8 protein-coding genes are annotated in these 7,071 nt (G+C 59.0%); 2 read left to right on the top strand and 6 right to left on the bottom strand.

All coding sequences use genetic code 11. The features are described 5' to 3' along the window. The 3 genes from LWH94_RS17315 to LWH94_RS17305 form a co-directional block, all read right to left on the bottom strand. The coding region (locus tag LWH94_RS17315; protein ID WP_232903043.1) for a DUF4158 domain-containing protein at positions 1–943 on the bottom strand (943 nt) is incomplete at its 3' end. A 3-nt stretch (positions 944–946) separates the two neighbouring features. After that, positions 947–1,357, bottom strand: coding sequence for a putative toxin-antitoxin system toxin component, PIN family (locus LWH94_RS17310; RefSeq protein ID WP_003150546.1), 411 nt, complete (start codon positions 1,355–1,357; stop codon positions 947–949). After that, positions 1,357–1,596, bottom strand: coding sequence for a ribbon-helix-helix domain-containing protein (locus LWH94_RS17305; protein WP_003089107.1), 240 nt, complete (start codon positions 1,594–1,596; stop codon positions 1,357–1,359). The genes LWH94_RS17310 and LWH94_RS17305 overlap by 1 nt, the downstream gene beginning before the upstream one ends. A gap of 201 nt (positions 1,597–1,797) precedes the next feature. Between LWH94_RS17305 and LWH94_RS17300 the strand changes: the two genes are divergently transcribed. Further along, the gene (locus LWH94_RS17300) at positions 1,798–2,727 is read left to right on the top strand and encodes a recombinase family protein (protein WP_003150544.1); all 930 of its coding nucleotides are present in this window, start codon (positions 1,798–1,800) and stop codon (positions 2,725–2,727) included. 285 nt (positions 2,728–3,012) lie between these two features. On the opposite strand, the gene LWH94_RS17295 is transcribed toward LWH94_RS17300, so the two are convergent. Next, positions 3,013–3,369: a cupin domain-containing protein gene (locus LWH94_RS17295; protein ID WP_031639052.1), complete on the bottom strand. Its 357-nt coding sequence runs from the start codon at positions 3,367–3,369 to the stop codon at positions 3,013–3,015. After that, positions 3,366–4,655 carry an NAD(P)-binding domain-containing protein gene (locus LWH94_RS17290; protein ID WP_082422875.1) on the bottom strand — a complete coding sequence of 430 codons (1,290 nt, stop codon included), beginning with the start codon at positions 4,653–4,655 and terminating at the stop codon, positions 3,366–3,368. Before LWH94_RS17290 ends, LWH94_RS17295 begins: the two co-directional genes overlap by 4 nt. 285 nt (positions 4,656–4,940) lie before the next feature. On the opposite strand from LWH94_RS17290, the gene LWH94_RS17285 reads away from it, so the two are divergent. After that, a complete protein-coding gene (locus LWH94_RS17285; RefSeq protein ID WP_232903042.1) occupies positions 4,941–5,906 on the top strand; it encodes a DUF1989 domain-containing protein in 966 nt (321 codons plus the stop codon). Here LWH94_RS17285 and LWH94_RS17280 read toward each other — a convergent pair. Further along, complete coding sequence (locus LWH94_RS17280; RefSeq protein WP_232903041.1) at positions 5,903–7,027, bottom strand: replication initiator protein A; 1,125 nt, start codon at positions 7,025–7,027, stop codon at positions 5,903–5,905. The genes LWH94_RS17285 and LWH94_RS17280 overlap by 4 nt on opposite strands. Positions 7,028–7,071 lie beyond the last annotated feature (44 nt).

Below are 7,071 nucleotides of genomic sequence, written 5' to 3'. Positions count from 1 at the left end.
TGTCGGCCTTCTCCGCGTTGCTGAACAGGTCGCGCAGCAAGGCCTCCAGGACTTCCAGTGCGTCGTCGTGCGCAGTCGCCTCCAGGCAGAGTGCGAAGGCCACCAGTGTCGCCATCCGCCGCGACGCCGGCAGCCGATTAATCGCGGTGACCTTGGCCGTGTTGGCGAAGCGGGCCAGGGCGGCGATACGGCTGGGAGGGATGTGCGCCGCCGCCGGCAAGGTGATGCCGATGCCGCGCACGTCATCGAGCCGGCGCAGTGCCCGAATCAACGCGGGGCCACTGACCATGACCGGGCCGGAGCGCAATTGATCCAGCCGGGAGCTGCGGTTGCCTTCGGCCACCGTCAGCAAGTCTTGCAGTTGCAATCGCTGTTCCTCAGTCACGCTGCGGCCCAGCGTAAACCAGAGGCGTTCTTCGACCCGACTGCGCAACTGGGCGATAAAGCGCTCTAGTTGAGACACACCAGGCAGGAGGACTTTCTGTGTGAACAGCCACGAGGTGGCTCGCTCAAACAGCACTCCCGGCCGGTCGGTGCCCGTCCAGCAGAGGGCATACAGCCAGCGGCTCAAGCGAAAGCCGATGCCCGGATCGGTGAAATGACGATAGCCAAAGCGGTTCTGAATATCGGTGGCATGTATCCAGCGGCGATGATCGCTATAGCGCTGGAGGCAGTCGGGGTCTGGAATCGCCAGTTGTCGGCAAAGCACCTGCAGGACTTCCACCGGCACGGCGGCGGGCTTGTCCGGCAGAACGCCAACGAAGCGGACGGTGGTCAGCAGAACGGCATAACCCAGACGGTTATGGTTACCCCGCAGCACCTGGATGGCTTCACGGTCTTCATCGCTCAGGTGGAAGTAACGTTCCAGCTCTTCACGGCTGGGCGAATCAACATAGCGGCCAAAACCGTCGCGTTGCTCTTGAGTCAGAAAACCGACCGGCATTGATCACAGCACCTCGACGCAGAACACGGCGGGCGTGACGATCCGCGTGCGTTCGATGTGCCCGCGTTGCAGCAGGCCGGCGCGGCGATCACCGGTTACCAGGTAGTCCGCATCGCCCGCCAAGGCCATGGCCAGCAAAAACGAGTCATCCGGATCATCGGCTTCGACCTCGATGGTCAGGCGCTCCAGTACCACAGCCCGTTGCAGGTTATTGATCATGGCGCCCACCTTGGCGGGCTGTAGGATGGCCTGAAGCTTGGGATAGCGGCTGGCTCGACGAATTTCATCGAGTTGCATCCGCGAGGTCACCACCTCGAAACGCGCCGCCCGCCAGGCACGGTAGATCGCATCGGGCGCGCCATGTGGCGAGATCAGGGCGCTGAACAGGATGTTGGTATCCAACACGACCCGCATCAGCGCTTACGTGCCCAGTCGAGCGCTTCGTCAACCGCGTTGGTCAATTCTGCCTCACTCAGATGGGCGTTAGCGGCCTTGGCCTGCTCAGCGCTCAGCTCCAGGATGTGTGCCCGTACCGCTTCTTCGATGAAGCGCGACAGGTCGCCCTTACGGCCGCCGCCCTGGCTGGCCAGAAACATCCGAAGCGACTGGTCGGTGTCGGCCGAGACGGCGACATTCCAGCGAATGGTATTCATAGCGTTCTCCGCTAATAGGTGTTTGTGTGTTTATACGCCAATCACAAAGGGCGATGCAATGGTTCGACAAAACGAAGGTTTTGCCGAACTCTATCGAGGAATGGCTCGGTTCGTTAAGCTCCCCGCGCTACGGTTCAAATAACTGGTACGCTTAATCAAAGTTCAACTATTACTAACGTAGTCGAGTAAACAGTACTTTTGATGAAGATCGGTTATGCGCGAGTGAGCACTCGGGATCAGAAAGCCGACCTACAAGTCGATGCCCTGAAACAGGCCGGGTGCGAACGCATCTACCAAGACATCGCCAGCGGCGCGAAAAGCGCCCGGCCGGAGTTGGACAAACTGCTGGCCAACGTGCGGCCGGGTGATGCCGTGGTGATCTGGAAGCTGGATCGCCTTGGGCGTTCCCTCAAGCACCTGGTCGAGTTGGTCGGCGAGCTGGCAGAGCGCAAGGTCGGCTTACAGAGCCTGAATGACCCCATCGACACCACCCACGCCCAAGGCCGCCTGGTGTTCAACCTGTTCGCCTCGCTGGCGGAGTTCGAGCGCGAGCTGATCCGCGAGCGGACTCAGGCGGGTCTGTCGGCCGCACGGGCGCGTGGCCGGATCGGTGGCCGTCCCAAGGGCCTGCCAGCCAAGGCTGAGGCCACCGCCATGGCGGCCGAAACCCTCTACCGCGAAGGTCGCCTGAGCGTCAGCGCGATCGGCGAGAAGCTGCACATCTCCAAGAGCACGCTGTACAGCTACCTGCGCCACCGTGGTGTCGAGATCGGCGCGTACCAGAAGAGCGCCAGGTCACGCGACCAGCAGCCTTCGGCCGCGTCGCCGGCAGAGCCGCCCGCCGCCGAGCGGGTGGCCACCGTCACCCTGCGCCTCGCGGTGGTGAATAACAGCAAGTTCGTGCGCGGCCGGAAGCGGGCCACGGAGAACATTGAGCGCTACTGCCTGGAGCCCTATGGCATGAAGCGGCTGGATGCCGGCCACTATGAGTTGACCATTCCGTATCGGAGCGACGATGAGCTGGACAAGAGCGTGCATGACCTGCTGACCGAGATCAGCCAGGAGGCCGACATGCGCAACTGTTTTGTCGAGATGGGCGCCTGGGAAGAAGACACCGAAAAGCGTTGGTAGGGCTTACGTTGGTTTTTGGTTCCATTGCTCCCCAAACCCCGTACTCGGAATGACTGGCCAATTCCCGCTACCGTCCGCAAGGTGCGGAGTGTTGCAATGACCCGTTGAACCCTCAGTGCAAAGGGGGCTTTTGCCAATAACCAGTGTGTGGTCGTATTGGATCAGAATTAGAGGCACAGGGCTTTCAGCCAAGCGGCATGCAAGAGAAGAACAACGAAGTGTAAGGGTGCCCGGCAGAGGTGTGTGGTCCTGCTGCCGGGCGGTCGGGCTTTAACAGGTGAGCGCTTATTTCAGCTTGATCGCAAAGTGCTTCACGATCGGGGCGGTAATTTCCCAGGTGCCAACAAAATCCTTTTCAATGACGAAGGCGTCGCCGGGGCCCACTTCCACGGGCTCGCCGCCTTCTGGCGTGATGATCGCCGAACCTTCCATCAGGTGAATGAATTCCCAGCTCTCATATTTGGCATGCCAGGTGCCGGGGGTGGCTTCCCACCAGCCGCTGATCATGCTGCCGTCATCGGCGGTGTATTCGATCCAGGTGGTCATGCTGGGGTCGCCGGCCACGGCGGTCCAGTCCGGCAAGGGGTCTGTGATCGACTTGGCCTGGCGGTTGGGCAAACGGGTAACGGGGGTGTTGCTCATGTCAGAGTCCTCTGTACGGTGCCGGCCATCAGTGAGCGATAGGAGTGGTCACGGAAGGTCATGATGTTGTCCTTCTTGTGCTGCTTCCATTCGAGGAAGGTGCGGTTGACGCCATCAATGTCGAACGTGGGGTAGTCGGTCTGTTCGATCAGGTGGAGGATGTAGGCACCCTGGTACTCGTACATCTCCTGAGCGGTTTCCAGTGCCAGTTCCCGCTCGCGCCATGCCAGACTGTCGGCAGTCATGTCCTCTTTGGCGGGCAGCGGAATGCGGCCAAGGATAATGTCACGCACAAACCAGGCCTGGGCATCGAACATATTGAAGGAGTACCACTGGTCCTGCATGCCCACGTAGAAGAACTGCGGGTTGTCCTCCCAGACTACGCCCTTGTAGAGATTCAGCGGCCAGAGGCGGTTGTCGGTTTTGAGGCGCAGGTCGTCGGCAAGGAAGGGGAAGTGGTGCAGGTAGCCGGTGCAAAGGATGATGGCGTCGATCTTTTTGCTGCTGCCATCCTTGAAGTAGGCAGTATCCACGTCGACGTGGGTCAGCGCCGGTTTTTCGTCCCAGTTGGCGGGCCATTTGAAGCCCATGGGCGCTGTGCGGTAGCAGCTGGTGATGGAGCGTGCACCGTATTTGTAGCACTGAGAGCCGATATCTTCGGCCGAGTAGCTGGCGCCGACGATGAGAATATCCTTGTCCTTGAATTCCAATGCATCACGGAAGTCGTGCGCATGCAGGACGCGGCCACCGAAGGTGGAGAAACCTTCGTACTCCGGCATCTTCGGCGTGGAGAAGTGCCCACTGGCACAGACCACGTAGTCGAAGGTCTCGCTGTAGGTGGTGTCGGTGTTGTGGTCATGGACAGCGACCGTGAACAGTTTGGTGCTGTCGTCATAGCTAACGTTGCGCACCGGGGTGTTGAAGCGGATGTATTGGCGTACATCGGCCTTTTCGACACGGCCTTTTATGTAGTCCCAAAGCACTTCGCGCGGCGGATAGGAGGCGATCTGACGTCCGAAATGCTCCTCGAAGGTGTAGTCGGCAAATTCCAGGCATTCCTTGGGACCGTTGGACCAGAGGTAACGGTACATGCTGCCGTGGACCGGCTCGCCGTTTTCGTCCAGGCCGGTACGCCAGGTGTAGTTCCACATGCCGCCCCAGTCGGACTGCTTCTCGAAACAGACCAGTTCGGGTATGTCGGCACCCTTGGCTTCGGCTGACTGGAAGGCTCGCAGTTGGGCCAGACCGCTCGGGCCTGCGCCAATAATGGCTACGCGTTTCTTCATGGTTATCTCCACAGAATCCTGTTGTCGGGATCAGAGCGGCCACATGGGTCTAAACGTGAGTGAAAATGCACGGATCATGCCAGCATATTCAGGTCTACCCCTACAGAGGTAGCTCCTTTGATGAATTGCCCGAAAATCACTACAGGTAAAGAATTTTTACCCATGGTTGATGTGGCCGGCGCCGTTGTTCTGGTGGGAAAAGAGCCACACAACAGGGCATGGCGCCGGCCTGTGCACCGAATGGTGGCGCAGGCCATGTGAATGTGAGTGGCCAGGGGTGAAGGTATGAACACGCAATTTCATGATCATTTGATCACGGGTGAGCCGCCGGCTACGAGCCGCAAACGCATTGTGGCGCAACAGGCAATGCGAGTGAAACTGTTGCCGGGCGAGCGGTTGCAGATTGACAGCCCGGACGAAGGGCAGTGCTGTGAGCTGTTCATGCTTGATGACGGCCCCGGCTCGGCGCGTGAGCGTCTGGAGTTGGGACAGGCCACTTCCGGTATGCCTGAGGTGCAGGCGCAGCTGCAACAGTCGCGCCCTTCGGGTGACAGGCTGCGGCAAAGATTGCTGGCATGGGGCGTTAAGGAATCCCATCTGCAACGCGGGCTTCATCTGGATGCGGAGCAGTTGCCGTGCATGATTGAAGCCACGGAGCGTACAGGGGCCATCCATCTGGTGCTGGCTGCGCCGGGGGCTGACATGATGCCTCAGGAGCAAACGACTGCGACAGAGTTGAATGTTGCCTTCTGGCGTTTGCCGGGCGAGATGACTGAGCTGCCCGATCCGCTGAGTGAGCCGGTGCAGGAGGTGCATGTCCCACACAGCAGCGCACGTGTATACCGCGTCAAGGCGGGTGAGTGGATTCAGATTATTGATGTGGCGGGCAAGCAATGCTCCGACTTCATCGCCTTCGATGCCGAGGCGCTGGAAAGAGGCGAAGAGATTACGCTGGATGCGGTGGCGACACGGACCCTGGCGGGACACGCCTTGCCCCAGCCGGGGCTGTACTCACGATTTGCCGACAACCGCCTGCAGCCGATGCTGGAGCTGGTACAGGACACGGTCGGTCGTCACGACAGCTTCCTGCTGGCCTGCACGCCCAAGTATTACGAGGACAGTGGCTACTTCGGTCATGTCAGCTGTACGGACAATTTCAACCGTGCATTGAGGGAATATGGCGTGGCGCCCCGCGCTGGCTGGCCCGCCATTAATTTTTTCTTCAACACGCTGTTAGACACGTGCTTTTAGGGACGCCTACGTTTCGTTTGCTTGCGTTCGTGCTGGGCGTGATGGGCATTTACCGGTGCATGAGGACGACCGGCTAGCATGTCCTTGATCTCTGCTCGCTTCCCTTCCGGCCCGTCCGCATAGAACGTCACCTGGTCGCGCTCGGCATCGTAGGCCATAAGGTAGTCAGGAAGCGCCCCGCTTTCGGCCAACTCAATGATTTCCGCCCGAAACTTGCGTAGCGTGGTAGTGCTGCCGCTTTTCTCCAATAACGTTGCAAGCTGCACACGCCAGTGAGGCTGTTTCCCGCAATGTTTACGGGCAAGCTCGTAAATTCGGCGGTGTAGCGGTTTGCGTATCCGGAAGTAGTCACGGCTCAGTGTCAGCACGTGCATAGATTCAACGCTTCGAAACAGCCAGCTTGGTAATTCCACTTCGACGGCCACCATCCGATCGTTGTCAGGTGACTTCTCAATAACACGCCAAGAATCAATTAAACCAAATCCACGGCGCTCACGCTGGCCGCCAGTCTCGATGTTCGTTTCAATGCTAGTACCTCTGAGGCGACTCAACATATCAGCCATACGCAGATAAGCACGGCCACTTGTGTCTCGGTTTGTTGTGATCAAAAAATCATAAGCAGTGAACCGAACTTTGCGCGAAATCTCCTGCCCTCGGTTCTTGGCTTCAACCAGTTGGCTGATGCAGTAAATCCACAGATCCTTGTCGTGGATCGTGGCACAGCCATCGTAGCCAGGTTTCACCGTCACCGTGTAGCCATTTCGCTCGTACTGACGTACACGACGATCACCTTGCTTCATGGCGAATAGTGGGTGCTCCATGCTCGCCGTGTCGTCTTTAGGAGCCGCGTCGAGAATATCAGCCACGAAGAAATCACCTTGCTGATGACGTTCGGGGGCAAGCGGGCTTTTGCTTGTGGCTTGCTTCGCCTGGGTCTTCTTGGGGGTGGGTGCTTTCTTCTTCGTGCTTGATGCCTTGCGGCCTGAGCTGGGCTTATTTTGAGCAGGCGGCAACCCATAGGACTCGGCTGTACGGCGCGCAACATCAAACGCCTCGCTGGGGTCGACCCCTTTGGCGATCAGTCGTTGCCTGTACTCTAGCTCATTGAATTTTTGAGTCATGCCCCCTCCTTTTAGCCGCTAAAAAACGGCCATAATGAATATTC

This window comes from Marinobacter sp. G11 (genome assembly GCF_021282325.1).
Classification (GTDB): Bacteria; Pseudomonadota; Gammaproteobacteria; order Pseudomonadales; family Oleiphilaceae; genus Marinobacter; species Marinobacter vinifirmus.
The sequence above is the reverse complement of the archived record's forward strand: the minus strand, read 5'-3'. Positions and strand labels throughout refer to the sequence as shown.

Bases quoted from the DNA above. Each gene is read 5' to 3' on its own strand.
- LWH94_RS17310 (WP_003150546.1), bottom strand. From the start codon at position 1,357: ATGCGGGTCGTGTTGGATACCAACATCCTGTTCAGCGCCCTGATCTCG.
- LWH94_RS17305 (WP_003089107.1), bottom strand. From the start codon at position 1,596: ATGAATACCATTCGCTGGAATGTCGCCGTCTCGGCCGACACCGACCAG.
- LWH94_RS17300 (WP_003150544.1), top strand. From the start codon at position 1,798: ATGAAGATCGGTTATGCGCGAGTGAGCACTCGGGATCAGAAAGCCGAC.
- LWH94_RS17295 (WP_031639052.1), bottom strand. From the start codon at position 3,369: ATGAGCAACACCCCCGTTACCCGTTTGCCCAACCGCCAGGCCAAGTCG.
- LWH94_RS17290 (WP_082422875.1), bottom strand. From the start codon at position 4,655: ATGAAGAAACGCGTAGCCATTATTGGCGCAGGCCCGAGCGGTCTGGCC.
- LWH94_RS17285 (WP_232903042.1), top strand. From the start codon at position 4,941: ATGAACACGCAATTTCATGATCATTTGATCACGGGTGAGCCGCCGGCT.
- LWH94_RS17280 (WP_232903041.1), bottom strand. From the start codon at position 7,027: ATGACTCAAAAATTCAATGAGCTAGAGTACAGGCAACGACTGATCGCC.